The organism is Pseudomonas arcuscaelestis (genome assembly GCF_016881005.1).
Taxonomy (GTDB): domain Bacteria; phylum Pseudomonadota; class Gammaproteobacteria; order Pseudomonadales; family Pseudomonadaceae; genus Aquipseudomonas; species Aquipseudomonas arcuscaelestis.
Genome location: NZ_JACOPV010000009.1, coordinates 71,622 through 96,178, shown reverse-complemented (window position 1 = coordinate 96,178; position 24,557 = coordinate 71,622). Strand labels below are relative to the sequence as shown.

Genomic DNA, 24,557 nt, shown 5'->3' with positions numbered 1-24,557 from the left:
AATGCCGGGGAATTAACCCCTCAGGGGGTGCCCAGAATCCGTAAAGCAGACTCTGTGCGAATGACCCTTTCGGCCCTGTCCACCTCCCCCATATCATTCCAGCAGTGGTACGCCTCCTCGTACTGTGCCTGGCGCTCAGCAATACGGCATACAGTGGTTTCGTACTCAGCCCCTTCCAAGTAGTCACAGGCGAACTGCTTCAGCGTATCGTCCCGGCCGGTCTCCCACAGGAGTGACACAACAATATCGATAGCATGCTTCCTGTTTTCGCCACTAACCCCGAAGTACTTAACCTTGAGGTTGCCCTTACTGTTGCGGTAGACGAATGGAGAAAGCCTCTGTTCCGCCTGGCTGTACTGTCCCATCTGAACAGCCTGGCTAGCACCCGACAGTTGGCTCTGATCCTGTAGATCGTCCATTGATGTCGCGCACCCCGAAAGCACGACGACCGCTAAGGCAATACTGCTGAAGCGCCTGACCATAATCAGCCCCTGAAGTGGTTAACGAGGGTATATCCGCCGCCGGTACCGAACAGCAGGTTCTCCCTAGGCTGCAGTGATTTGAGTAGCGTAGGCCTCACGCCGAAGAGCTTGGTGATCTCCTGATAGGACGCATCAGGTGTCTTCAGCAGGAAGAACGTCGCGAAGTTCTTAAGAAGGTCCTTCGTGACCTGGTCCGGCTGCTGTACGCCGCACCACACGCCAACACCATATCCGCGACCCTCGGTACCAATTCGGTTGAACGGGCTGATTGGTGAAGCGGAAATTTCCTTGATGTGTTTACCCTCATCCGCGATGAGGATGTGAGAAGGGTATTTCGGGTTGAAGGAATTGTTCCGCTTGGTCTCCATGACCCCCATCGCGAACACCTGGCTCGCGATGATTCGCATGATGACCTGCTGGTGCGCCGGACTGAGTGCAGTAAGGTCGTATCGGTTGATCTTGCCAGCCCGGGGCTTGGATGGATTGCCCGTGAAGAGACGGCTATCAACCATCCCCTGAATGATTGCTTTGAGACTGAACAAGGTCTCTTTGGACCAGTGCTCCCAGTCTTCACGCTGGCCTTGTCGATTGGTCAGTGCGCCGTAGTTGATCAGCTTCGCCACATGCCCCTTGAGGGTAACCTCGAGGGTGTCCCGGATTTCTTGTACACGCTCTTCAATGGCAGAGTTTGGCTCCTCCTCCATTTTCATCTTGCGGATGTCTTTATCAGCCTGAGAGCGTGCCTGGCCGAACGCTTTAAAGATGTCCGCAACCGTGGTTGTGTCCATACCACCGGTGAGGGCACTGAAGATCAGATCGATTTCATCCAGCACGTCTTTGAGTGTTGGGGAAGGCCGGCCCCATGATTCGGTATCATCGTGGTCAATACCTGCCTTCAAGTAGACCGTCTTGAGAATGGAGATCAGGTAATTAAGTTGCTTCTGACCGGCTTGTGGGTTGAAGACCTTAACCAGCTCCTTGACGTACTCGATCGTACGGACTACGCCGCCACCCTCCTCCGTCCGCGGCACCTGCAGCGGGTTTAGCGAGCACCCATCTGCGTAGTAGTTGAATTTGATTTCATTGAAGTCCTCTGGGTGGAGCATGTGAGCCAGGCCCGTAGCTTCAAAGTTCGAGTGCGCGAAGTCACCCTTGATGTCGATCACATGCAAGGTTGTGCCGCGCACATAAACGTTCGCAGCCATGTGGTGAATCGAGTGGGTTTTACCTGCACCCGATCCGCCCAGGAATATGATGTTGAAGTTGGATACAGACGGGTAAGACCATACTTTTGGCTCACCGTTTTTGGCATCAACGCCAATGTGGATTTCATCGAAGTGGGTAAGCCCGGTAGCGCGCCCCACGCCCTGAGCTACCTCTGTAGGGGCGAATGTTGAAGCTTGATGCATTTGATTTTCTCTAAAAATTGCTGATCAGCGGCGATGCGCTTGGGGAGGGTGTCGCCGGTGAACCGGACGTAAGGGAACTTGCACGACGTGCACTCGAGTTCTTCATTGCGCAGCTTGGCCGAATTGCCCGGCGTATCAGCGAGCACCTCAAGAGACTCGTCATCGCCGCACTCGCACTCAACGAGGATGCCGCTTTTGCTCAACCGGATTGCCCGATCGTCAAACTCTCCGCGGACCTTTGCCGACGGTTCAATGTCGTGGTTGACACCACCAATCAGGTTTATGAAGAGTTCCGCCCACTCCTCGTCGTGAGGCTTCTGAATCTCATACCCACCAACCTTCGCTTTCACACCGTGAAGAATGTGCGCAATCTCATGCGGGATGACCTGCTGAATCATCACCTCGAAGTCCTGCATGAGGTAAAGCCCCTGCAGGTTTAGCTTCACGATGCCGTGAGGCTGCCCGCGTATGAGCATGACGTCGAGGCTGGAGGTGGAATGGTCGGACAGCGCATAATCGAACCTGAGATCGATCCACACGTCGTCGCCAGGGAAGTCGACCTTTTGCAAAAGTCGACTCACCTCCTTGGCCGCGTGAATCTCCCGGGCGAACTCCGCGTTGTGCTGGTAGATCAATGGGAACTTCAGATTTTCAGTATTCATACCCCAAATAGTGGGTATGGACTGCCCCAAATTCGCTAAATCACCTGCTACCGGGGTTAAGTAGATTGTAAATTCGATCCCACTCAGTGAAGTCTCCTGCGTTACCAGCCTTCACAAAACGGTCCATAGCCTCTACCGGGCCCTGTTGAATATGCTCAATGGTTGCAATGTCTTTGCGTGGCCATCTGGTCTTCCCTACAGCAAAGACAGCCCTCTTGGATCGCTCAGGGTCGACGTGCGACGCTGGAGAGCCTACCGATGCATCAGAGATGTATCGCTGCTCTGGCGCGACCTCAGGAGCTTGTGGGGGCTCATCGTTCGCGCTGGGTGGTTGCAAAGGTGCGTGGATCTGCTGCTTCGCACTAACCCGCGGCTTGAGGTGTGCGAGGAGTGCGGTGTCGCTAAGCGAGGGATAGAGCAGTTTCGCCAGGCCAAGACAGTGGAGCTGCAGATGGAAAATGTCCGCGTCAGCCAAGCCCACAGTGATCGAGCGCCCGGTTCCGAAGGCATCGGACTCGCTCGCTCGGATACTCAAGGGAAACGCGAGGTCAGTTTCAAAGCCGGTGATCTGCTTCTTGGGCGCGTCTGGGCGCACAATCTCGTAGGTAAACGCAGGGGTCTCGCCTGCTAACCATGCATACAGAGCGCGTACGCCGCCCATATCCAGCGTCAACGATATTTTCTGATCATCCTTCTGCAGCAGGAAAGATTCCCTTACCTTCCTGCTGAAGATCAGCTTGAGCCCTACATGTACCTTGGTTGCTAGCTCTCCCTCGAAGTCATTTCGTAGGTACAGTGCCACCCCAAGCCCAGCGTTGCTGAAAACCTGGTAGGAGCTCAGGTGTTTGCCGGCGCGGGGGCTTCTTGGGTTTACCGGCTCGTACTGCCAGACACCATCGGTATTTGATCCTACAAGGTACCTTTGGTGAACCGACTCGAAGTCAATCAGCAATCGCCTTTCTCCTGGTGAAGCGACGTTTATGGAACCACATCAGGCTCAACGCACCGAAAAGCCAAACCGAGTGAGCAATGCCACACAGGATGTAGAACGATCGTAGGATAACGGTATGGGCCCGTACACCGTAGCGACTGTCCCCAATGACCCAAAAATGATCATTTCGCTTGTACACCAGTACCGCCATCGTCCCGTCAGTGACCAAGTCATTGGCTGAGCCGAAGGTGGTTCCCAGCTCTGGGGTTGGATCTGATCGCAACATCTCAATCCGACCAGCAATTTGGTGCCGAATGTAGCGATTGAAAACCTCAGGATCGAAGGTGTCACCCTGCCAACACGTCAAACGATTTTCACGGCAGACCTTGGCCATTTCATCCGGCGGGGCGACAGCTGCGACATTCCCCCAAGCGATGCTGAAATTCCAGCCAGGCAGGACGGCCTGGACCAGGAGCATATGAAACAGCAGGGTCGTAAGAACAACGGCACTCTGGGCACCGAACAGCAAGATTCTATCGAGTGTTCGCCAGCGCTTTAACATGACCGTAGAGCCAACCCCTGCGAGCGATATGGCGGCGAGGATTAGGTTCAGGAACTGGGGATTCACTGCTGGGCCGAAGATCGTCCTAGCAAGGAGGTAATCCAAGTCCTGGCTCAAGAAAATAAGGACGACAAAAAGCGCACCGAGTCCGCTTTTGGCGGTCAGTGTCCGTCTGAAAATCAAAGTGATCGATAGTGCAAAGGATAGGTACAGCAGGAGGTGTGAGTAATCAACAATCCAGTTGAATATGTTTGCAGTCACCCAATCGCGGGCATAGGCGTACGACAGAGTGAAATGGTCGAGATCAAGGCCTCGATCGGAGGCGTCCTCTGACCACATAGTCTTGAAAAACTCTCTCTGAGACATTGGCTAGCTGCTTCTGATGAAAACGACCTCCTATGCTGCCGGTGGCCTCACCATAGTGCTAGTCAAAATGGGGTGGGGAAATGCAAGGGATGGCAGAAGGGCCGATTGCTCGGCCCTCGAAGCGTGTCCAGGTACACGCACGTCGGATGAGGATGGATCAGAGATGGCAAACAAGGAATTAGCCTCGCTTGCTGAAATACTGACGCATCGAACCGCCTAAACTCGGCGGCAGAGTCTCGTTCACGACGTTGCCCATGAATGAGCTGCAGAAGCTTCCGTCCGCAAAGAGCACCAACACGTGGTACCCAGGGTTGGCCATCTCCTCCTCCTGGCTAAATGCGTAGTAGCCCGCGCCTGGATAGTACCCTTTCAGCGCCACATTCCACGTCTCTATGGTATCGCGAACGAATTCAAGCGGCATGGAGTCGGGGAAGTAGAGCTTGGGTGCCTCAGGCCGAGCGAGAATGCACTCAGCGCCGTAGCGGAAATGGCTTTCGAACGAAAAGCCTTGGTCTGCAACAAAATTGGGGGACAGTTTGCTTAAGTGACTGTACATCGTGACACCTCTTTGTCTGATTTCCGGGGCGGGCGCCACCTCCAAAAACCCTCGAAATTAAGGTGCTTGGAGGTAACGCCCGCCTCTTCCGTCAGCCGGAAGAAGCGAGGTCACCAATCACTTAGAACATCATTGAAATGGCGCCTTCCAGAAGGCCCAAGGCCATCTGAAACAAACCAAATACAACGCCCCCGATTGCCAGGTACCAACCGAGCGCCCGAGCCGTACGGCTAGATGCGTCAGGGTCCTGGTACATCGAGTAGTACTCCTGGTCACCGACGTTTGCAGGGCCGATGAACAGCTGGAGTCCTTCCTCTTGGTTTTTGGGAATCCCGAGTGCCTTTTTCGCGTCATAGTTCAACGCGATGCCGTCACGAGGGATTTGCTTTTCACCTGGCTGAGTAGGTACACCCTGCGCGCGAATCATCACGAACTTACCGTTTTCAGCGTTGTAGACCTTGATCAACCCTTTACGGAGGATCAAACCCTGCCGGCCGCGTCCGGTACTCGAACCAATGTGCATGTTCGCAATCCGAGCAATGTTCTGCTCGGCGTCCGTTTTGTTCAGTGAAAAGCACTTACTGATCGCAACGTTCTTCACCGATGGACGGGCCGCATAGTGTTCCTGGATAGGGCGAGGGTCGAAGACCTTCATCACCTTCCAGAGCATCTTTGCAGCACCGAGTACCAGGTTGTCGAACTTTGGAACCAGCTGAGTTTTGATATTTTCTTTCATGTGTTTTCTCCTACTGAGGGCCGGACCTCAGCTCGCTCACCTTAAGGTGGCTATAGAATTTTGGAGGGGACGCCGGCTGCGCCCCTCGAACATCAGTTAGTAGAACTCGTAGCTGAAGTCATCGGACTCGAAGGCATCCATAAGATCCCTAGAGATCGGTTTCCTTCTACCGCCTTTTTTAGCAATGACCTCCTCACTTTCGTCGTCAAACTCAGAGAGGTCTGCATTCAACTCAGGCTCAGGCTCGAAATCATCTTCGACCGGTTCCTGAGGCAGCACGTCATCAACCACTACTTTGGAGCTCTCCTGAGCAATCGCAGGAGCTGGGGCCTTTTCAGGCTCAGCAACCTTGACCGCTTTTGGTGCAGCTTCAATCGGTGGAAGTCCCATTGCAGCTCTTTTCGCAGCACGTTGTTCACGCATCTGATCCCGCTTGGTGAGTGACCGAATGGTCTCCCCCGTACGGGTGTTGTCGATGAAATCGTGCTGAGCAAGAACTTGCAGGAACGCCTTAAGGCAATATTGGTGATCCTCGTCGGCGTCCATCATCTTCAATCGAACATCAAGGACGATGATTGAGTTGATAACCAACCAGGAGCAAGGATCGTGGAACAGCGGCTCGATTGCGTCCCTCGCAGAGGTCAGCGTGAGTTGCTTGTTCAGATCCCGGAACATGCTGCCACGTTCCCCAAAACGTCTTGCACCTTTGAACGGTTTCCCAACACGCCGGTATTCAAACCCAAACGTATTGCTGACCCACTGCCCATTTCTAACGAGAGGTTCAAGCCCGAGAGCTCGTTCCAGTCGTTCGATAGTGGCGTTGTCTGAACGGGTATCGCTGGTGGCCATGACTTGCGCCACGTCCCCCTTCTCTACCTCAACAGCGCCTGGCAGATATCCAGAGGTTGACCACAGCGCCTTGCGGTCGAAAACCAGCTTGGTGCTGGCCGTCTTACGCACGGGCTGAGTTCTAACGGATGTTGTGCGAATTACTTCGCCGAAAAGATCAGTTTGCATAGCGCGCTCCAGTTGGGCGCACCACTCCCCTGACGGGGTTGTGGTGGCCCGTCAGGGGTGGGAAGGTTAGGAGTTACAGATAGAAGTCGAAGGCGCCGGTGGTACCGACAGCCTTAGCAGGTACGCTCGATTCAACGGCCGGGACCGCTTCCTCTTGCTTCTCCTCAACAGCCTGGGCAACTACGACCGGAGTCGCAGCCTCTTCAACCGGTGTAGCCGCGTTAGCGACATCTGCCGATTTCGAGTCAACCGCGGGGGCGGTTGATACGGTTTGCTGTTGGGCTACGTTGCTTTGAACAGTAGTGTTTGCTGCTACGCCCAGCGGTGCCGAAGCACTGCTCTGCGCAGACTGAGGTGGGGTAACAACCGCAACCAGGAGGGTCCCGTTCTTCAGATGGTCAACGACTTTGCGTTGGTCCTTCAGAGCGAGCAGGCAGTTCTCCAGGTTCGAGTATTCCCCGGCACTCAGATGACCCGATTCAGGCAGCTTGTCCAAAATCCCTTTCAGGATGTCGTGAAGCGGTCGAATCAGCGGGTGAATGAAGGCCAGCGGAGCCAGCTTTTCAGTCATCGCTTGTGCACGGCGAACCGTGCGCGGGTTCAACTTGATCTGACCAGTGCTAGTGGTTCGATCCTTACTGTCAATCAGCTTCCAGATGGCAAGCGCTTCAGCACATACGTGCTGTACACAAGCCCCCATTACTCCCTCACGCAAGGCAACCACGCTGTCGCGCTGTGCCTTGTAGAGCTTCGCGTTAAAGTTCTGATCATCCAGCTGGATAATGTGAACGCTATACGCAAACGAGAGGTTTCGCTCCACTTCTTCCCACGTCGGCTGACGCTTCAGCAAGGCCGTCGTAATTTTCGTGACAGTCATTGCATCCGCACCACCCTTCATCGCTTTAGCTGCGATGGCCAGCAAATGCGCTTCGCACATTGCCGTATACCGAGCCTTATCCTTCTCTTTTTGCTCGTTCCACTTAACCTCAAGGGCATCAAGTTCCTCAGTCTTCTCCACTGCCGAAGCGATGGTGTTAACACCGCCCAGGTCAGTTTTGATAGATCCACATTTGTCCATCACCTCTTCCGCTTGTTCGCGAATACGGTGATATGCGCGGAGGAAATCCTTTGGAAAGATTTTCTCACAGAGCAACTTGCGCGCTTCCTTAGGAAGCTCCCCAACGACAACGTCAATGTCTTTCATGTCGATCTGACGATCTTCAGAAATGCATTTAATTTGATGGTTGAGTACAGCCACTTCGGTTTCTGCAGTTTGAGCAACGACTTGAACAGAGTTGTTTACGTTTGCGTCGGTCATGATGTTTCTCTCGCACCCGCCGGACCACGGGGCAAACTTAATTAACACCCGGGGCCGGAGCCGGGTGTGTTTCGAGCAGTGAACTCGAGCAAACACCCGGCGTGAGCCGGATGTTTGATCCAGCTCACTAGGAGGAGATAGGGCCCGATATCGGGCCCCACAGACTTACCGGCCGGAGCCGGAGTTGCCTGGTCTTACGGGATGACAGAAGCCAACTTGTGCACGCAGTCCGATCGTGTACCACTCAGCGAGGAGTGGGATATCTTCGAACTGTGCCGGCATCTCAGCACCTTTAGGAGCGTTGAAACCAACAGTACACGCTGCATCGATTGCAGCCTTTTCAGCATGCGAACCAGGTGCAGGAACTTTGTTCTTAAATGCGTTTGCAGCACGGTCAATAAGATCCATGATTTATCTCGCGCCCGCCGTGTCGGGGCATTAGAAAAACAACACCTGGTCACGGGGCCAGGTGGATTCGAGCACGATGTCTCGATACACACCCAGCAAGGATGTCCCGAAGGGACTACCTGGTTGAGATATGGCTACAAAGAGCCAACAGCATCACTCCGCGGACTTCTCAGCGGCACGCTTTGCTGCTTCAGATTGACGATCGCGCTCATACGCGGCCTTCCATCCTTCATTCCAGCCTTTCAGCAGAACAGGGGTAGTTTTGACCACATCTGGAGCTTTCCATGGATAACCATGGAACCCCGCGCTGAACGCATGCCCCTCTACTGTTTCCAGAGAGATGACATCGGGTTCAAGAACGTGATCATTGAAAGCCGCGATTGCTACCTCGAGGTAGTCGTAGTTGGTTAGGCCTGACATAACATCCTCGCACCCTAACAGGGGCATTAGTGAAAACGCCCGGTGTTACCCGGGCGTTCTGAGGTTCAAAACCTCGGAATACCCAGGTGGGTACATGGTTAGCTACATCAACAGTCGTTTTGCTTCAGCCAGCAAAGCTGGGGTTACCTCAGCACTCGATTCAGCAACCGCGAATGGGATCCGTGCCTCGGTTAGCCAGTCAGTTTTGACTGTTTTACCGATGACCAGATACACCACCCGAACGCCTCCGCTCTCACAGAAACGAGTCATCTCAACCGCCTTGTCGACATTCCCAGGAGCACCATCGGTGAGGACAAACATCACCTTCCGATTAGCTTCGTGTGTCAGCAGTCTGCGCCCTGCATGGAATACAGCTTCTCCAATAGGGGTATGACCGCCGCCGGCGACTTTCCGGAGGCCGCCAATTCGGTTGATTGCGGTTTGCGTGTTATCGCCAAAGCAGCGAGCCATAGACATCAGCTCACCACCTTTAGGTGCAAATCCAAGAACCTCACGTGGGCAACCGATCTGGTCGAAGACCTTTTCAAGCAGCACAACAGATTCCAAGATTGAGCGGAGTGTGCTCGGTGCCTTAGCGGCTTCGAACTGCTCCTTCTCACCTTTAGCGAACGCTTTGTCAGCCGCATCCTGCGTGGAGCTGGATAGGTCGACAACAATCGATACAGCTGTGGTTGGACGTTCGATCTCCTCACTCTGGGTGAAGAGACGTACGTCGCCCAGGCCCAAGCGGTAAAGATGGTTTTGCCCCAGTTGTCCGCGGCTGGTCGTGAACGACTCCGCTTCTTCCTGTTGCATAAGCAAACCCTGAAGCTTGCTTGCAAGCACCTGGGCCTTACGACCCATACGCTTCTCCATTTCACGGGCTTCAGAAACGTCAACGGGGCATACAGTCATCCCGTCGACCTTCTCCTTGTTGCCCGCCCCACCGCCGAGGCCTTTCCCTTCTTTGCCAGGTGGTTGATCCAGCTTGCCGTCAATGACGCAATCTGGAGCCAACGACTGACCTTTGTAATCAGGGTTGGTACCGCTTTTGACAGACTTAGAAACGGTGCCGACAGACTCGCCGCCGTCAAACACCTCTTTGTCTCCAAGCCCAGTAGCATTGAGAATCTCATCAACAATTTCCTTCAGGCTACGGCCATTAGCCGCATCTGAACTGCCGGTTTGATCTTCTTTGCCGCCTTCAGCTGCACCACCTTGCGCCCCTGGAGCATCTCCAGGACCGGCATCATCACTACCCGCAGACTTCGGTTCACCCTGGCAATTACGGTCGCCAGTTTCACCACCGCCCTGAGGCTGTGAATCACCTTGACTACCGTCCTTGCCTGGTTCCACTCCATCCTGAGGCTTTGAATTGCCGGCAGCTCCACTGCCCTGCTCTTCACCAGGCTTTTGGCCATCGGTGTTACCCGATTGTGGCTTATCACCTTGGTCACCTTGCCCAGAGTCCGAATCACCGTTCGACGATGGTTGCCCATCACCTTGTGGATCGTCTTTCTTGGGCTCGTCCTTCTTCTCTTCTTCATCACCCAGCGCCTTGAGCATCGCGATGATCCGCAGCGTTAAGCTACCGGCATCTTGAGTCGAGTTAACACTGGGGAATTCGTTGATCAGAATGTCGTTGAGGTTGCCACGCACATGATCAGCATGAGCACCGAAGTGCTTGTTGAAGTTTGCCTCAATAACCGCGAACGGATCTCGATATTCACTCCAACGATCAATACGCAGGTAGCAAAGGGCATAGCAGGCAACCGCTTCAGCAACTGACTCGCTGCCGTCACGGAACTGCTTGCGCTCGTAAAGGATGCGCGCCTTACGCCGGAAGTAGATCTCGGCTTCACGGGTCGCACCTGTTTGTTTGTACTCCATGTAAACGTCGTCCAGAGCGTTAAGCAGGAAGCGGGCGAAATCACCATGCTTCGCTGCAAAGGCTTGGAAGAACACCACATCAGAGTATTGGATATGGCCAACCTCGTGAAAGCCGAAGGCTTTGATGAGGTCGAGATCATCCACGGTCAAAGTGACCGGAAGGCTTGGAAGGTAAACACGCTTCCCATCCGTCCGTGGCTGCTCATTAGCACCAAAGACGAACTGAATGCCCGTGTTTGATGCGAGCACTCGGAAGAACGAGATCCAGCCTTGTGTAATCGCATTTTTACTGAAGGTCATCAATGCAGTCATGGTCATTCTCCGATTCGAATTGCTTTAGCTTTCTGATCGTGCTGCCCCGCTACACCCCGTAGCTTCGCGATCGAAGCAGTGGGTACACGGTGCTGCGTGTGAATGACTACGTCTGCGTAATGAGCAGCAAATTTCCGGTAAACAGACGCCATGCGGCGGTGGTACCGAACCATCACGAACTTTGAAACAGCTTGCGCTACGGATTTGAACAGTTTCATGGTGTTGCCTCGCACCCGCCGGACCTCGGGGCTAAATGAATTAACACCCGGGGCCGGAGCCGGGTGACGTTGAGTTCTAAGAACTCGACAAACACCCAGCCTGAGCTGGATTTTTGTTCCAACTCTCAGAGCAAGAAGCTGCCCCTAGGGGCAGCCCTCAAAACGGTTAAACCTTGCCTTGCAGAAGATCAGCTTCCAGACGGTGACGCTGAGCCTGGTGGCTCGCCCGTGGACGCTGAACTGCTGCTTGGGCCATTCGCTCAGCCATGCGGCTGAAACGTGCGGCTTGCGCTTCGTGATAGCTAAGCAGTACGAAGCCGATCCAGAACTGGTCCAGAGCTGCATCGATACGTGCAAATGCCTTTTTCAGTACGTTCATCTGTATTGCCTCTCGCCTGCCGTGCACAGGGAAAAATCGAATTTGAACCCGGGCACGGTGCCGGGTTGTGAGTTCAGTGAACTCGAACAAAAACCCGGCGTGAGCTGGGTTTTTGGTCCAGATCACTAAAGAGGAGCGGCCCGAGTAGGGCCGCTTTTTAACAGTAGAAATCCACAGCACTTACGACTTGCGTCACAGGTACTGGGATGGTTTGGTCAAGCTTGAGAATGCTGCTGAGCAGCCCTGGCGTCTCTTGATACCACTGAAGGTTTTCCACTTCAGCAGCATTGAAGGGTGTTGCGACGCTAAAGGACCACGCGTGATCAGATGAAAGCTCGATCACAGCGCCTGCCTTCATCGCTCCCTGCAAGAATGCACGGACATAAAGGTCAAGCGCTGACTCGCGGGTTTGCAGATGAAACAGGCCTCTTCCGTCAGGAAGAAGCAGGTTGTCACCCAACATTCCTCGGGCTTCACATAATTCCCTTGCCTTCGTGGTCATGTTTTCCCACAACCTATCAGGCACGAAGCCAAAAGTGATGGTGACTGCGCCGAGACGCAGCTCCACATATTTGTCATCGCCAACGACCTCGACACCAGCACAAGTGACTTCGTGAACGGCCTTCAATCGGGCAACCCCGGCTGAGAACTGATCTGATGTCATTGCCTTTACACGTGCGTAAACACCTCTCAGAGCCAAGGGGAATTCCTCCTGGTACAGATCAGCAGGCACCTGCAATTTGCTGGTATCAATCGGCATATCTCGATAGCCATCAGCTCGCGCCTCAGTAACCATCAAGCACAGATATTCCCAGGCCTCGTGAGAAGTGCGATCAGCACTCTCCAATCGCCTGGTTATCTTTGGTTCGCCTTGAATCAACTGCCCCTCGAACATGATGCTTTCACGCTCCCCTGACTGTAGATAACCAGCAAGGAAACTCCCTTTGGGGTTCACAACATAGAACATTGGAAACTCCTCCAGATTAAGCAGCGTTGACTAATGCGGCTTTTGCCGCATCAACATTTTGCTGGATGAATTTGTCTGCAACATCACCCACCGAATAAGCGTGCTCTTCCGGCAGAATCAGTTTGCGAGAGAACACTGACTCGAAAGTTTCAAGAGCCAGTACTCGGTCAGTCTCTTCCAGGTTCGTGTAGATGGCATCCACAAAGGACTCATCTGCATCGCTGTACATCATCCACTTGTAAGCCCAACGTTGAATCTCGCGGAACGAGATGTTGTCGCAGGCTTCTTCCATGGCGAACGCCTTCCGGAAACGGAAAGCGAACTCTACGAGTTGCTGAATGAACAGGTTATCCATTGGGGTAACCTGACGTTTAGCGGCGTAAACATCTGCAGCTCCTTTCAGAGCCTTCATTTCCTCTTCTGGTGTCATAAAGCCCACCTTGAAGCTGGTCATACGACTGCGAACAGCAGAGTTTTGTGCGTTGACGCCGACGAACCGGGCATCACGCTGCTGCTTACCACCAGTGTTATCGGTCGCGAACAACCGGAACAACGGGTGCTTAACGATAGTCATCCCGCCATCAACGTTGAGAAGCTCTCGTGGGTCGAGGGTTGGATCAATACCGTGGTGCTTCAAGTTGATTACGCCGTCACCCTGAAGGATGTCGTTGATACCAACCAGTACACCTGGACGCAGTGTGCAGAGTTCGTCGATGAGGCAAGACAGGCCATGGCGATATGCATAGCTCAGTACCCCGTCAACCTCCTGTACGTCACCGCCTTTAATGGTTTTGCAACCAAGCAAATGGGTGTCGTCGACGCCGTTACTGCCGGTGATGTTGATCATCGGCTTGTTCAAGCGATTATGAAGCTGAGTAACCAGGGAGGATTTACCAGTCCCTTTGTCACCTTCCAGCAAAAAGCTAGTGTCGCCGCCTTTCATGCTCAGCAAGATCCGGCGGACCAGGCTCTTGTTGAACACGTGTGCGTCGTTTGCTTTAGGTACCAGCGGATGATCACCAACGAAGATAGGCAATTTGCCGACCCCTTTGAGCTCCTCCGAGAAACCAAACAGCTCGTGAGCCATAACAAGTTCAACCTTTTGAGAAGCCAAGGTTGAACGATGCATAGCTTCGATTTCAGCAACGGTACGTGCAGCGACTACGGTGGTGGTTTCAGCGTTGATTACGTTAGTCATGATGTTGCCTCTCTCCCGCCGGACCACGGGGAAATTTAGGTATGCACCCGGGGCCGGAGCCGGGTGTGTATCGAGCAATGAACTCGAGCAAACACCCAGCGTGAGCTGGAGGTTTGGTCCAGGTCACTAGGAGAAAGGATGCCCTGTTGAGGGCATCCGAATTACAGAAGGATTAGTTGTGTACCCACACCCAGTTGGACCGGGCATGTGTAGAAGCCACCTTCGATCTCAGTGAGATCGTAGGAGTGCCAGGCACCTAACCATTTCAGCTTCAATGTCAGAACGTTTCCGTTCCGGCTCAGCTGCGTGCTTGCGTACATCCCTACCTCGTACAGATATTCCTGTAACTCCGACTCGGAGACCCAGCATCCATATGAGGTGCGACGTACATTCAGCAGCGTTTCAGTAGCAACACCAGAGAAACCTGGCGTCCATTCGGCAGTCATCGACATAGTGGTTCCTCGCCGGCATGCGCCGGGAATTGAATTCCAGGCACAAAGCCAACGTGCTAACTACCCGAGAAGCACTCAGGCTGGTTGAGCAGACCAGATATAACTTGGTGGTGAATGGCGGAGGTGAAGGGTGACCTCGTCGTAAGTACCACGTCTGTGGTACGAATTAGTTGAATACCCATCCCACACTTTGATCAGCCACATATTTGAAATCCTTATCCATACAAGGCACTGCCTATAGGCGAGTGCGCGGTCGAAATTGGAAACATCCGACCGAGGCCGGATGATTAGTCCAGCCCAGGGGCAAGGTTCGATTTAGCTCGCTTCACGAATCCCTAAAGGAATGCCATCGGCGTCCCAGAAGTGATGGCGGACCATACCAGCTCGAAGCTCATCCTCAGTAATACCCATATGAACTGCAAGAGTGCAGTCCGGGACACCATAGGTTTGCTGAAACCGGTTTGCTTCTGCCCAGAATGGACGCTCCGATATGCATTTAGCCTCCATCACCGGAAACGGTGTTACCACCAAACCGGCCATACAAGCTGCAGCCACCGAAGAGCCGTCCTTGATCCCGTAAGTAAATCCCCGCGCCCATTCATCATGGTCACGAGTATCCGGCTTGAAGGGATTGTCGGCGAAAGCCCCCTGTTGAGTAGCAGCCAAACGGCCAGCTTCCCAAGCAGTGATCAGGTCATTAGCGAGAGCGACGAACAGTACTACGTCGCCGCGGAAATTTTGAATACTCATAGCAAAGCGCTCCTACCCGCTGCAGACGGGAGATAGATAAAAAACGCCCGTCTGCAGACCGGGCGTGGATTTGCCGACGCCCGGCAACAGCTACGCTGTGCCGGCCGTTTTCACGACCTGTCAGCGTTAGCTGTTTAGGTACCCGTAATGCTTCATTTCCATTTCAGCCGCTGCAATAGCGATTGAAAGCACTTCCCCTGTCATGAGACTGGCGGCGGTCAGCCACAAAGGTGACTGAATACCATGGAAGAAATAGAGATAAAGCGAAAAGCCAGTAATTCCCCATTTGACATATTTAGCGAGCAAAACCGCCCGGTAGGTCGGTTTCACAAGCCAATGTTTCATAGGTCGCTCCGCAGTGATGGTCGTAGCAAGAAACACGAACACCAACACGAGGCGGAAGTCATTAACTGGCTTCATCAACCTCTCCTTCAAACATCCGAGAGTAGAGAAGGCCGAATTGCGAGTTTGGAGCATGTTGCGGAATTGATTAAGCACGATAGTCACCATATTATTATTAGATTTTGTTTTTATAGAGTGCCGCGACCCTCCCAAAACCTAACAACCCAAAAGGGGATGTTAGGCCCCCTGGGCGGTGAATCCTTGCAGCTCCCTCAGTCAAGAGGGGGGGTGTGTCTGACCGGAAATAACCGCTTCCCGTTCGTTTCCCAGTGATCACAAAGTATCCAGACCAAAAAGGCCAGGGCTAATACAATCATGACTTCTGCGAATGACATAGTCGAATCCCTAAAAGAATTAAAATTGAGGTTCTCACCACAACCAAAATCTAGGGACCATGACCTCTACTTTTTTTGCCGCGTAGAAGTTTGCGTTTCTGCGCCCTTCTCTGCTGCACTTTCTTCATTTTTCTCTTTCTTCTTGAGGAAGGTGAGGACTTGGTCAGCATGAAAGCGACCATTAATACAGAAACAAAGAAGACAATCCTTTGTTCCTGCGGTGTCCAACCTTCAAACAAGGAGGCAGAGACAGTACCCATGATTGCTGAGACAATTACCAGCATCAGGTTTTTGATGTATGACATCGGTACCTCCAGGTTACGCCGTCGCGTGTTAGGTTAATAACACTCCCGTGGCGTCCCGCCGGAAGTATTAACTTCCGGCCCGAGGGCTGGATTTAGCCCATCGACTGATGGATTTTCTTTTTAACTCGCTTGAACCTGATTAAAGTTCATTACGAGTTGATTTTTTTGGTGCTGACGTTGAGCAACCCTAACTTCTAGCCTTTGGCGCAAACTTGCTCGAAGTGCATCATACTGATGAGGACCAACTCTACGCACCCATGAGCTCAGATAGTGCTTCCCTTCGAACTCTTTCCGCATTTCACTGGAAAGAAGTCGATGGGTCATTACCTGAGAGTTCGGGCACCAAACCACATTGATTCCCTCTGCACCGTCTGAGCTTTCGATCAGCTCGGTGTGTTTGGAAATGTACATTTGCCGCTCCATCTGGCTCATCTTTTTCAAAGCCTCACAAAGAAATTCACCTTGCGCGTGATACTGGACCAATAGAAACGATCCGATCTTGCGGTTGGCATCTTCTTCTTTACGACGCTTCTCGATGGCACGCTGGGCGTGCCGCTCCATCAGAACTGACTCACGCATTTGTCACTCCGAAGGGCAGCATTCCCCTAATGGGGTGTGTATGCCCCACTAGGTAGTAATTATTAAACCAGGTCTGCAATTGTTAGCACCCCTGGAATTCTGTAGCCGCGTTTGGAACCTTCAAGGCACAAACCTGCATAGTCGCAACGAGTTTGACTTTCACAAGGTGAGTTGTAGGCTGCGCCAGACGTACGGTGGAATTCACCACGCCTGATGCGACCGGCAACAACGCGTGCATAGTCGAAAGCCTCTTCGACGTCGCTGCGTGTACGCTTGGTCCATTGCACCGGCTGCCACATGGCTTTCATAAGCGAGTCGGAATCGGTCTTCGACATGTTTGGCTTCAACCCTGAGGCGAACCCACATGCCGATGGCTCTTTGATACCGAGAGACTGACAGGCCAACCTTACTGCTTCCCAGTAAAACGTCAGTTGCAAAGCAATGCCTGCAAAAAGAGCGCCTTCTTTGGTTGCAGCCGTTTTCCAGTCAAGGATTACGGTGTCACCCTTTTTCGCGATCACGACACCATCAAAAATGATGTCCCTCTCAGCAACACCGACAAAGTCGATTACAAGGTTGATATAGGTGTTAGGCCCAATCTTTAACTTGAACGCCCCCTCGATAATCACTGGCCTAAGGCCGAGATTGTCGTAAAACGCAGGGAACTGTTCGGCTAATCGCTTCCCAATCACTTCGTTAACTTCGCGCGTTTTTGACTTTGCCATGCTTATTAGGCCTGACATTGACAGACGGAAGAACTCTTCGGAGAAGTGTCTTGCCATCTCGTCGCGATCGATATAACCCTTGATGAACCCCTCTATCACCCAATGCAAGGCAGAGCCAAACACAAGGTTCAGAGGTGTCGCCATGGGTTTAACGCGTGCTCGGTAGTAGCCAAGTGAGCGATTACAGACCTGAGATTTCAGGATCTGCGTTGGAGACAATTCAACAATAGTGTCGTCTGACACTGGATTGAAGATATAGCTCGGATTGAAATATGCAGTCATGCTCTCACCTGTATATGGCGCGCACGACATACCCAAGGGCAGTGTGAGTGCCCTTGAGGGATATTTAATATTTAGTTAGAAGGGTGACTCGTCAGAATCATCCTTTTCATTCCTCAGTTCTGAAGAATCATCGTGCTCGTGCGACAAGAAGCGAGCTGTAGCTTGCTCTAAAGCGTCACCGGTTAGTTGCACCCAAAGAGGTGGAACATTCACGAGTTCAACTTGGTAGGACATGAAGAACCTCCTATATCCTTGACTGCACCAAGGATAAGCTCATCGAGATTACCCGTGCAGGGGATTGGCATGAAGCCGGAGGAGCCATAGTCAGGACTGAATCAGTACTGAATTGGCGGAGATACGCGATCCTGGGACAAATCTACTGAAGCGCGAACGCAACAGGAAATGCCTGGTATCTCAAAATGCGGAAGCGTCAGAAGACGGTTCCAAAATGGTTCCAACATTGTCTGTGCTCAACAAACCAAGAATTAGCAAGATTTGTATCACACCCTGGAAAACCTCATAGAAATGCTATGACGTAGTACAGGTTAGCGCTCAAAAGAGGGCTAGTAGGACACGTCAATGCTGCCGCAGGTGAAGGCGCTCGTCAAGCCAAAATGGCACCACAAAAAAACCCCCTGGCAGCAATAGCTGTCCAGGGGGTTCTCTTTGCTTTCACGCCACCATCGCTTCAGTCGCATAGCTCTCGTGTGAGTGCTTCTTGACGTGGCCTGTAGGTGTGAACACACCGCCCTCCTGGGCATGGGTACGCAGATAGTCGAAACGTTCCGCCAGAGGCATTTCCAGCACCTTGTTGGCGACCACGATGTCTTCCCAGTCAGGACCTTTCGCTTCCGTCGTTGGGTTTGTATCGGGGATCATCAGACAAACGCGGAACCCTGCACGCATCAGCTCGACAAAGAGCTTGAACATGTAGGTTTGCCCGTCACCGTGGCGCTCACGTTTTTCGTTGTAAGGGTCATGATCGGCCCAAAGAACAACGTCGTCGTAATCGTCGCGGTTAACGTATAGACCTGGGAGAGACGTACAGCTATTAGCAGCCCGAACGCTCTCACCAGTTACCAGATGAAGTGCCCACCCCTTCTCGACACCTTCGCAGATGTGCAGTGTTCTGCACTCTGGGACGGTAGCGACAGCGATGGGAGTCTTCGACCAGTTATCTAGACCTGAACAGACCTTCTTAGGATTTTTAACCTGAGGGTGATCGAGTTTTTTTCCGTCCTGGGTCAGGAAGATGCGATGAAGATTCATCACCCTGCCCTGCCCATTTCGAAATGCCGACACGATCGCGGGGAAATTGCCTACAAGTTCCTTAACCCGCTCTCCGTTCACAACACGAGTGTTGTAGTACGGCAGAGCTGGGTGGAACTTAACATCGCCAATGGCTTTGTTGAGTGGGATTCCACGACGACGGAAATACATCCGACCGATCGCAGCATCTGGATGACCAAGAGGAAGCAGATCCTTGACTATCTGCTTCAACGCGGCTGCCTTCCACTTGTTTTCATCAGCGGTGGAGCGAGGGCGCTGGCGTTGGGGAGCCGGAGCTTCCTTTGCCTTAAACGCCGAGCTACCGCCGCCATATGCCCGCTTAATCTCATGGCATACCTCGACAAAGTTACTGCCGACACCTACCTGTTCCAACAGATCAAACGGGCCCCATCCGTCCTGGTTGCAAGAACAAATGGCCCGTCCCTCATGTTTCGTCTTCTCAGAAAACCTGAATGAGTCGCGACCGCCCCCTTCCCTATGACGCTCAGGAAAAGGGCAATCAACTCCGAAACCGTGTTTGCTAACTGCGGGCGCGAGGATCGGGGCTACACGTTTTATGACGTTTAGCCAACCACCAGCGTGCTTCACAATGTCGCTAACCTCGTCCTTCAAAGGAGGTCGTTTTTTACTATCTGACATGGCTGTATCTCCTAGAAAAAAGAGGCAGCCATGTCCCAAAGGGCAATTGGCATGCCCTAAAGGGTTGTGTGTTACGTGAATGCGGATTTTTAAAGAGCCCATGGACAGCAGTAGCCGTACAAGGAACCTTCGACAGAATCCGAATGCGAAATAGCGCATGCGAAAACTGGCAAAAAGAACACCTATGACGCTACTGCCGCCGGGCTCTGGATTCAAGAACACGATGTACCAGAAACGCAAAAGACCCTGGCGCTAGGCGACAGGGTCTTTTGTGAAGATTTGCGCCTGGGCACCTCTCCTGCAGCTTCGAGAAAAGCTGCACGAGGGGTGCCCAGACATAGTCATAGGCGTGAAGAAAGCATTTCGAGACCAGCAACACAATGTGTTGAAGGTGAAGCATCCGAACGGTGAACTGCGCATCAAGAGCTGAGGATCAGCAAAGAGCAGCGGCGAACACACAGATGGGTGCAACAAATGGGATCAACATCGAACCTGGTTAAAGGGACGATACGCACCTCTCAACGGGAAAGTGGATTTCCAGCTGAGGTCTTAGGTTTCGTAATCGAGATGGCAAACTGCGACAAACTAGTGACGAATGATGAGTGCGAAAGGGCTCACACAAACGCCAAAAGCCAAGCAGACAGGCCACGTGCAAACAACAGCAGAGATGACAAGTGCGCGAGGTGGCGGATGATGTGAAAACACCAAACGGCAAGTCGCAGGTAGCAATCTTGAGAGAAGACAACCTAAGACGATGACTTTTTAAAGAGCGGTGTAGCAATGAAGCAAAGCAGCAGGATCGTAGATCAAGGTGCAAAGCAGAACAGCAGAAGGTCAGATTCGGAGAAGAATTAACAACTCAGACAGACCACCTAAACAAACCAAACGAAATTACGCAGGTCGGTGAAGGCTGTGATCAGTGCTAGAGAAATATCTCAAAGCACGGGAGCGATCACTAGAAAACACCTTCAGCCTATGATTCCTAGCTGCGGGAATCAAGGCCCTGATGGCGCAGAATTGGAACAAAAAAGGGGCCAAAGGCCCCTGAATTGTTTTCGCATGCGAAATGTTTTAGTCGTCTTGAGAAAGCTGGGCCAGCGTGATGATCTCGATGCAATCAAGGTCAAACAGGCTTTTCACTTGCTTGCTACCGTCAAGGTACGAAACCATGCCTTTCTTCGGGTTGCCGCACACCTGGGTCAAAAGCAGCTCGCCAATGAACTGCTTTTTATCAGTGGACACTCGAACCTGCATTACCATCTGCTCAGCTGGGATCTCTAAAACGTCACTCTTCCCGAGCTTCCGCGGTGGTTCCTTTGGTTGCGGCTTTCCACCAGGCTCTACCGGAGCTTGCAGATTTTGCTGGTTGTTAGTCCCATCAAAAGATTTCGCATGCGAAACCTTTTCAGCGTCAGTGCCGCCCGCATTGTTCAGGTTTTGATCGGTAGCGCCGTTGAGGTGGCTGGGCGCGGGCGGTGGATTGTCATCAACCTGCCCTCCCCCGTTCATTGCCTGGTTCTCAGGATTGTTCGGCTGTTGTCCGCCAGGATTCATTGGCAGGACGTTACCCGCAGGGCTGGCTGGCGGGGTCTGTACGGTTGGTTGCGGCTGGTCAGCTCCACGAGCCAGCTTTAGCTGCTCCCGTGCTTCAGAGCGGCTCAGGCCGACATCGCTTCGAGCTTGCTCAATCAGTTTGAGATACAAGCTAGGTTTCAGCTCACAAATCTTCGCAAGCGATTGAATCAACTCCGCGTCTGACGTGATGTCGTCCTCGATAAGAGCCGTGAGCTCGTCAGGAAGTTTCGCCAGGGCAAGGTGTTTTGAAACCCAGGACTCAGGCTTTTTGAGAGTTTCAGCCAAGTCGCGTCCAGTACCTTTCTTGCCCTCCTCCTTAAGCTGCTCACGCAGCTCCACCAGAGCCTCGGCGATCTCGATCGGAGTCAGGTCATCCCGGTGGATGTTTTCAGTGAGCTGCGACGAAGTCGCCCTTGCTTTGGTGCGAACTGTTGAGTCCACAATAGCTTTGATTTTGAAACCGTTTCCGATGAGCACGGCAGCACGCAGCCGGCGCTCGCCCTTTTGTAACGGGTACTTGCCGGTATTCTTGTCGAGCGGTCCAACAACGATAGGTTGTTGCTGGCCTTCATCAAGCATCGTCTCGGCCATTTCCTCGATGTTTCGGAACTTCCTGCGTACTTGCTTCGTGACACTAACCTGGCTCGGGTCGAGCATAAGCACAGTGCCAACCTGGGCGTCCTGGGACATGGTATGAATGTCTGCCAGGCTAGAAAACCTGGATAGATCACGCATGAGTCGATACTCCTTTCGGCTTGGCCGTTACCCGCGCGGGGGCTTTAAGAGGCTTAGCACCAATTAGGGAAGCGATTTCCTCCATAAGAGTAATCATCATCTTCCCAGACTCGCGCTGCGCGCCAGTTGCCCGATTTTTCCACACAGGCACCCCGTCACGTAGCGCGTCATCGATAGCACCATTGGTTGCTACCTTGGTGGTTAGAATTTTGAGATTGCCCGCAGCCGCCTGCAGTTCTGCAAGTGCTTCAGCGTGGGCTTTTACTTTCCGCATCCGATTGCAAATTACACCAGTGATCTTGATGGGATCGTCAACCAGGTTTTGCATTTCGGCCAGAGTCTCGAGGACGCTCTCGACACCGGTGACTGCGAAAGCAGCGAGCTCTACCGGTACAAACATGAAATTGCTTGAAACGCTTGCAGCAGTCATTTTGTTACCGTGGGCCGGAGGTGTATCAATCACGATGTAATCGTACTCTTCCAACAGCCCGCCCAGATTCTGGCAGAAATTGATCACCGCTTCGCCAAGCGGCATACGCTCGACGTTTGCCAGCTCGACGTCACGGTCAAGGGCATAGATCAGATCAACGCCAATTGGGGTAGAAAGAGGTTCATATGCAATTGGTTGATTGCCGAACATATGGACTGAGCGGTAGCCATTCGTACGCAGAGCACGACTCAAGAATCGGCTAGACAGGTTCCCTTGTGGGTCGAGATCCACCGCCAAAACCCGATATCCTTGCTCAACTAGGTAGCAGGGGATGTGGTAACAAAAGGTGGTTTTGCCGACACCTCCCTTCTGGTTTTCCACAACGGTAACCTTTGCCGGCCCTTTGTTACGACGCTTCTGCTGTGACATGAATTGCTCCTTTTTCAGATGCAGTTCAATGTAACCGCATCGCGGGTATTTTCAAGGAAGAAACCCCGCATGCGCAAATTTATTTTCACTTTAGTCCGCATTGCAGGATTAGCAATCCGTCAAAAGATTCTGCATGCGAAAACTTTTGGTCAGATTGGAACCTGGGTGCTACGCACCTGAACGTTTGAAGTCGCAGTGGTTTGGTTCAAATAACTGACACGCGTTGCTGCTTCGTCCCGATCATAGTAGCGGCCGCAGTAGATGAAGTACTCCCCCGCCCTAGTGCTCCGTGATGGTTCAAAGTCAGTAATACCGTATGCCTTGAGGTATTCCTGGAACTTAACCCAGCTACCTTCGTCCTTGTAGACATAGAAGACATCGAACACCGTACGGGTTTTTGGAGCCACAACCAGAGGTGCAACAGAGGATGACGATGATGGGGCCCCGACGCCAGAACCACCGGCTAGCACGGCACCGCCAATATCATCGTTGCTGACGGTAGAGGGCGTGGCGTCAACCTTTGGCTCGAATCGACTGATTGTGAGTACCGGCGCAGCTTTTGAAGGGACCTGACCGGGCTTGCTAGGGGCCGCCTGCCTAACCGGTGATGGGTCAGAGGCCGGCGCTGGGGAGGCCGGGCCTACTCCGCTATAAACAGAACGACCAGTCACAACCGGTGCAACTACACTTGCCTTGGCCATTTCGGTGTTAGCTGAGAGTGACGCAAGTTCTGTGCGGGCGCGCGCCACAATGTCGTTCTTCTCGCGAGCAGCAAGTGCGTTGATGTCGGCGATACGCTGGGCCTTTCTGACATCAGAATCGGCACGAGCGCGGCTCAACTCACTGTTTTTAGCCTGCACATAGTCCGTACCCGACTGAGTTAACCCGCTCTGCACACCAGAGGAGGTGGTCTTCAAATCCTGGCTAATCCTAGCCAGCCTATCAACCTCGCCTTGGGCGAAGGTTACTTTGGACTGTTGAGCCTGTAGGGCCAAGTCATCGTCATTGCGAGTTTTGGCGACCTGTGTTTCGAGCTGCACAATTTGTCGATTCAACTCCGCTATTTGCGCCTGGAGTGCGCTAACTCGGCTACCAGCCTCAGATCGCACCCTGGCTAAGGCATCCGCCTCTTGATCAAGCCGCAGCTTTGCTTGTCGCTCAGCCTCAGCATTAGCAAGGGCTAAAGTGAATCGCTGTTCATCGAAGCGTTTGGACTCCTCAAGACGCGCTGCACTGTCGAAGCTACGGCGACCCTCAATGTCCTGGCTGATACGGTCCTCGACCGTCGAGAGTTCTTTCGCAGTTGAGATCTCGATATCAGCTATAAGCTTCGCTGCTTTGCTGTCCGCCTCTAGCAGATCCTTATCACGGCGGTTCTCGATCAAGGATTGCTGAATTGCGAGCCTTGAGGTGGCTTCAGCAACCCTGGACTGGGACGCCCGGGATGCCTCCTGATACTCGTGGATTCTTCCGGCCTCTGACGTAGAAGCCGGTGCGTCACTGACACCGGCCTCGTAGGCACGGGCATTCAGACGGGCATCAAGCTCACGACGCTTCTTCTCAAGGTCGTCAATTTGATTCTGGTAGTCATTGAATCGCCGCTGATACAGCATCTGTGCTTCAGTGTACTTCTGCGATCCCAGCGCATCTTGCAGGCGGTCATCATACTGGCTTTGCGGCTCGACGGTCGTGAGCTCTGCCGGCTTAGATGCAAAGGAACCGCAACCTCCAAGACTCAGTGCCGCAGCCAATACGGTCAGTTTGAAAACATTTCGCATGCGAAAAGGTCCTGAAGCAA

At 53.0% G+C, this 24,557-nt stretch carries 26 protein-coding genes; all 26 read right to left on the bottom strand.

Annotated elements, in window-relative coordinates:
- Positions 1-20: 20 nt before the first annotated feature.
- On the bottom strand, positions 21-419 hold the full coding sequence (locus tag H8F21_RS15455; RefSeq protein ID WP_236043053.1) for a hypothetical protein: 399 nt from the start codon (positions 417-419) through the stop codon (positions 21-23).
- A gap of 65 nt (positions 420-484) precedes the next feature.
- Complete coding sequence (locus H8F21_RS15450; RefSeq protein WP_203584879.1) at positions 485-1,891, bottom strand: type IV secretion system DNA-binding domain-containing protein; 1,407 nt, start codon at positions 1,889-1,891, stop codon at positions 485-487.
- A complete protein-coding gene (locus H8F21_RS15445; protein ID WP_203584878.1) occupies positions 1,855-2,553 on the bottom strand; it encodes a SprT family zinc-dependent metalloprotease in 699 nt (232 codons plus the stop codon). Before H8F21_RS15445 ends, H8F21_RS15450 begins: the two co-directional genes overlap by 37 nt.
- A gap of 40 nt (positions 2,554-2,593) precedes the next feature.
- Positions 2,594-3,505 carry a hypothetical protein gene (locus tag H8F21_RS15440; protein WP_203584877.1) on the bottom strand — a complete coding sequence of 304 codons (912 nt, stop codon included), beginning with the start codon at positions 3,503-3,505 and terminating at the stop codon, positions 2,594-2,596.
- Entirely contained in the window at positions 3,495-4,412 is a 918-nt protein-coding gene (locus tag H8F21_RS15435; protein WP_203584876.1) for a hypothetical protein, read from the bottom strand. The genes H8F21_RS15440 and H8F21_RS15435 overlap by 11 nt, the downstream gene beginning before the upstream one ends.
- A 178-nt stretch (positions 4,413-4,590) precedes the next feature.
- Positions 4,591-4,968, bottom strand: coding sequence for a hypothetical protein (locus tag H8F21_RS15430; protein ID WP_203584875.1), 378 nt, complete (start codon positions 4,966-4,968; stop codon positions 4,591-4,593).
- A gap of 121 nt (positions 4,969-5,089) precedes the next feature.
- Positions 5,090-5,704 carry a hypothetical protein gene (locus H8F21_RS15425; RefSeq protein WP_203584874.1) on the bottom strand — a complete coding sequence of 205 codons (615 nt, stop codon included), beginning with the start codon at positions 5,702-5,704 and terminating at the stop codon, positions 5,090-5,092.
- A gap of 96 nt (positions 5,705-5,800) precedes the next feature.
- Entirely contained in the window at positions 5,801-6,721 is a 921-nt protein-coding gene (locus tag H8F21_RS15420; RefSeq protein ID WP_203584873.1) for a hypothetical protein, read from the bottom strand.
- Between the two features lie 73 nt (positions 6,722-6,794).
- On the bottom strand, positions 6,795-8,039 hold the full coding sequence (locus H8F21_RS15415; RefSeq protein ID WP_203584872.1) for a DUF3150 domain-containing protein: 1,245 nt from the start codon (positions 8,037-8,039) through the stop codon (positions 6,795-6,797).
- Between the two features lie 165 nt (positions 8,040-8,204).
- Complete coding sequence (locus H8F21_RS15410; RefSeq protein ID WP_203584871.1) at positions 8,205-8,447, bottom strand: hypothetical protein; 243 nt, start codon at positions 8,445-8,447, stop codon at positions 8,205-8,207.
- Positions 8,448-8,600: 153 nt separating this feature from the next.
- A complete protein-coding gene (locus H8F21_RS15405) occupies positions 8,601-8,867 on the bottom strand; it encodes a hypothetical protein (RefSeq protein WP_203584870.1) in 267 nt (88 codons plus the stop codon).
- A gap of 102 nt (positions 8,868-8,969) precedes the next feature.
- Positions 8,970-11,069: a VWA domain-containing protein gene (locus H8F21_RS15400; RefSeq protein WP_203584869.1), complete on the bottom strand. Its 2,100-nt coding sequence runs from the start codon at positions 11,067-11,069 to the stop codon at positions 8,970-8,972.
- A gap of 384 nt (positions 11,070-11,453) precedes the next feature.
- On the bottom strand, positions 11,454-11,666 hold the full coding sequence (locus H8F21_RS15395) for a hypothetical protein (protein ID WP_203584868.1): 213 nt from the start codon (positions 11,664-11,666) through the stop codon (positions 11,454-11,456).
- A gap of 157 nt (positions 11,667-11,823) precedes the next feature.
- Complete coding sequence (locus H8F21_RS15390) at positions 11,824-12,633, bottom strand: hypothetical protein (protein ID WP_203584867.1); 810 nt, start codon at positions 12,631-12,633, stop codon at positions 11,824-11,826.
- Positions 12,634-12,649: 16 nt separating this feature from the next.
- Positions 12,650-13,831 carry an AAA family ATPase gene (locus tag H8F21_RS15385; protein WP_236043052.1) on the bottom strand — a complete coding sequence of 394 codons (1,182 nt, stop codon included), beginning with the start codon at positions 13,829-13,831 and terminating at the stop codon, positions 12,650-12,652.
- Between the two features lie 161 nt (positions 13,832-13,992).
- Positions 13,993-14,283 (bottom strand): hypothetical protein, encoded by a 291-nt coding sequence (locus H8F21_RS15380; protein WP_203584866.1) that lies wholly within the window; start codon positions 14,281-14,283, stop codon positions 13,993-13,995.
- A 315-nt stretch (positions 14,284-14,598) separates the two neighbouring features.
- Entirely contained in the window at positions 14,599-15,033 is a 435-nt protein-coding gene (locus H8F21_RS15375; protein WP_203584865.1) for a hypothetical protein, read from the bottom strand.
- A 126-nt stretch (positions 15,034-15,159) separates the two neighbouring features.
- The gene (locus H8F21_RS15370) at positions 15,160-15,453 is read right to left on the bottom strand and encodes a hypothetical protein (RefSeq protein WP_203584864.1); all 294 of its coding nucleotides are present in this window, start codon (positions 15,451-15,453) and stop codon (positions 15,160-15,162) included.
- Between the two features lie 367 nt (positions 15,454-15,820).
- Entirely contained in the window at positions 15,821-16,075 is a 255-nt protein-coding gene (locus H8F21_RS15365) for a hypothetical protein (RefSeq protein WP_203584863.1), read from the bottom strand.
- Between the two features lie 120 nt (positions 16,076-16,195).
- Positions 16,196-16,654 carry a hypothetical protein gene (locus H8F21_RS15360; RefSeq protein ID WP_203584862.1) on the bottom strand — a complete coding sequence of 153 codons (459 nt, stop codon included), beginning with the start codon at positions 16,652-16,654 and terminating at the stop codon, positions 16,196-16,198.
- Between the two features lie 62 nt (positions 16,655-16,716).
- Entirely contained in the window at positions 16,717-17,661 is a 945-nt protein-coding gene (locus H8F21_RS15355; RefSeq protein ID WP_203584861.1) for a PD-(D/E)XK nuclease family protein, read from the bottom strand.
- Between the two features lie 75 nt (positions 17,662-17,736).
- Positions 17,737-17,895 carry a hypothetical protein gene (locus H8F21_RS15350; RefSeq protein ID WP_203584860.1) on the bottom strand — a complete coding sequence of 53 codons (159 nt, stop codon included), beginning with the start codon at positions 17,893-17,895 and terminating at the stop codon, positions 17,737-17,739.
- A gap of 438 nt (positions 17,896-18,333) precedes the next feature.
- Entirely contained in the window at positions 18,334-19,590 is a 1,257-nt protein-coding gene (locus H8F21_RS15345) for a DUF7146 domain-containing protein (RefSeq protein WP_203584859.1), read from the bottom strand.
- Positions 19,591-20,661: 1,071 nt separating this feature from the next.
- Positions 20,662-21,900, bottom strand: coding sequence for a ParB/RepB/Spo0J family partition protein (locus H8F21_RS15340; RefSeq protein WP_203584858.1), 1,239 nt, complete (start codon positions 21,898-21,900; stop codon positions 20,662-20,664).
- Positions 21,893-22,759: a ParA family protein gene (locus H8F21_RS15335; RefSeq protein WP_203584857.1), complete on the bottom strand. Its 867-nt coding sequence runs from the start codon at positions 22,757-22,759 to the stop codon at positions 21,893-21,895. The genes H8F21_RS15340 and H8F21_RS15335 overlap by 8 nt, the downstream gene beginning before the upstream one ends.
- Positions 22,760-22,908: 149 nt before the next feature.
- Positions 22,909-24,537, bottom strand: coding sequence for a coiled-coil domain-containing protein (locus H8F21_RS15330; protein WP_203584856.1), 1,629 nt, complete (start codon positions 24,535-24,537; stop codon positions 22,909-22,911).
- Between the last annotated feature and the right edge of the window lie 20 nt (positions 24,538-24,557).